Below are 2,431 nucleotides of genomic sequence, written 5' to 3'. Positions count from 1 at the left end.
ATCAATTCACGGCCGATTTCGGTCGAGCCGGTAAAGGTGAATTTTCGCACGATCGGGTTGCTGGTCAGCTCGCCACCGATGGCGGCCGCCGAACCGGTCACCACGCTGAACACGCCAGCAGGCACACCGGCACGATGCGCCAGCTCGGCCATGGCCAGCGCCGACAATGGCGTTTGCGAGGCCGGCTTGATCACCATGGTGCAACCGGCAGCCAGCGCCGGGCCAGCTTTGGGGGTTATCTTGGCTTTGGGGAAATTCCATGGCGTGACAGCGGCGCAGACACCAATCGGCTGCTTGATCGCCAGCAGCCGACGTCCGGGCACGGTTTCGGGCACCGTTTCGCCGTAAACCCGCTTGGCTTCCTCGGCGAACCACTCGAAGAAGGCCGCGCCATAGGCGATCTCGCCCTTGGCCTCGGTCAAGGGCTTGCCTTGCTCGGCAGTCAGGATGATGGCTAGGTCATCCTGATTGGCCATCATCAGTTCAAAGAATTTGCGCAGGATGGCCGAGCGCTCCTTGGCCAGCTTGCTGCGCCAGGCCGGCAAGGCCCGGTCGGCTGCCTCGATGGCACGGCGTGTTTCCGCTGCGCCCATCTTCGGCACATGGGCGATGATCTCGCCGGTGGCCGGGTTGTTCACCGCAATGGTCTCGCCGGAATACGCGTCGAGCCACTGGCCATCGATATAGCACTGCTGCCTGAGCAGGCTGGGGTCTTTCAGATTCAGCATCACGCAATCCTTGTGAAAGGTGAAACGTGACTCGCCGCGCTGCGGCATCGGTGAAATGTGGGTGACCAAGTCAGCGCTCACATTTCACTGTTCACGTTTCCCTAGGTTGTTAGGCCTTCAAAGCGGCTTCCAGAATATCCAGCGCCTCGGCGAACACTGCGTCCTCGATGGTGATCGGCGCCAGGAAGCGGATCACGTTCGAATACACGCCGCAGGTCAGCAGGATCAAGCCGCGCTTCATCGCCTCGGTTTGCACCTTTTTGGCAAAGTCGGCATCTGGCTCGTCGCTGCCGGCCTTGTTGAATTCAACCGCCACCATAAAGCCCAGGCCGCGCACATCGGCGATTTGCGGTACCGCGCCCTTGAGGCTGTTGAGTTTTTCCTTAAGGCCAGCACCCAGGCGCTCTGCGCGCTCATTGAGCTTTTCCTCGCGAATCACCTCGATCACTGCCAGTGCTGCCGCAACCGCCAGCGGGCTGCCGGCATAGGTGCCGCCAAGGCCGCCAGGAGCGGGTGCATCCATCAGTTCGGCGCGGCCAGTCACTGCCGACAGCGGGAAGCCACCAGCCAGGCTCTTGGCCATGGTCATCAGATCAGCCTTTACCTCGTGGTGATCCATGGCAAAGGTCTTGCCGGTACGGGCAAAGCCGGTCTGGATTTCGTCAGCAATCAGCAAAATGCCGTGCTCGTCACAAATCTTGCGCAGGCCAATCATCAATTCCTTCGGCGCCACATAGAAGCCGCCCTCGCCTTGTACCGGCTCGATGATGATGGCGGCCACGCGCTTGGGGTCCACATCGGCCTTGAACAGGTGTTGCACATACTTGAGCGAATCAGCGACGCTGACGCCGTGCACCGGGAACGGCGCGTGGAACACATCGGCCGGCATCGGGCCGAAGTTCAGCTTGTAGGGGTTGACCTTGCCGGTCAACGCCATGCCCATCATGGTGCGGCCATGGAAGGCGCCCGAGAAGGCGATAACGCCGCTGCGACCGGTGGCAGCGCGGGCGATCTTGATGGCGTTTTCCACCGCTTCGGCCCCGGTGGTGAAGAAGGCGGTCTTTTTCGGGCCATTGATCGGCACGATTTCATTCAGGGTCTCGGCCAGCTTCACATAGCCCTCATACGGCACCACCTGATAGCAGGTATGGGTGAAAGCTTCGAGCTGCGCCTGCACGGCTGCCGTCACCTTGGGGTGGCGATGACCGGTATTGAGCACCGCAATGCCGGCAGCGAAGTCGATAAAGCGACGACCTTCGGCATCCCAGACCAGGCTGTTTTCGGCCCGGACGGCGAAAAAGTCGCCCAATACGCCGACACCACGGGGCGTGGCAGCAAGGCGGCGGGCGTGGAGATCGGCATTCTTGGACATATCGGTTCCTGTAATTAGGGCAAAGCCCGGTAGAACCGGGCATAAACAGTGGCTATCCAGCTCAGGGCAAGGGCAGCTGCAAGATTCATGTCAGCACCCGCCAGATCGCTGGTCTCATGTGCTGCGAATTTAATCACAAGCGATGAGGAAATTCATCACCCACGATGAATTTCCTCATCAGGAAGGTTCGCAGGGCGGCCCAGCCTTCTGTAGGAGCGGCTTGTATGGTGCTGGAAGGCATTCTGAGATAGAGAGGATGTCGGGGTGGCGGGACCTAGGAGCGCATCTGATTGTTCCAAGCAATACAGACAGCTGAAGACATCCCCCACAC

2 protein-coding genes are annotated in these 2,431 nt (G+C 60.5%); both read right to left on the bottom strand.

The window, feature by feature from the left end; translation table 11 throughout:
• Positions 1-728 (bottom strand): aldehyde dehydrogenase family protein (locus tag ACE3OH_RS21645; RefSeq protein WP_374358175.1); only part of this gene is annotated, 728 nt, incomplete at its 3' end.
• A 109-nt stretch (positions 729-837) separates the two neighbouring features.
• Positions 838-2,100 carry a 4-aminobutyrate--2-oxoglutarate transaminase gene (gene gabT / locus ACE3OH_RS21640; RefSeq protein ID WP_374358172.1) on the bottom strand — a complete coding sequence of 421 codons (1,263 nt, stop codon included), beginning with the start codon at positions 2,098-2,100 and terminating at the stop codon, positions 838-840.
• Positions 2,101-2,431: the final 331 nt, after the last annotated feature.

It is taken from the genome of Chitinimonas sp. (assembly GCF_041904975.1).
In the GTDB taxonomy this organism is placed as follows: domain Bacteria; phylum Pseudomonadota; class Gammaproteobacteria; order Burkholderiales; family Chitinimonadaceae; genus Chitinimonas.
This window is presented reverse-complemented; position numbering and strand designations above follow the sequence as displayed.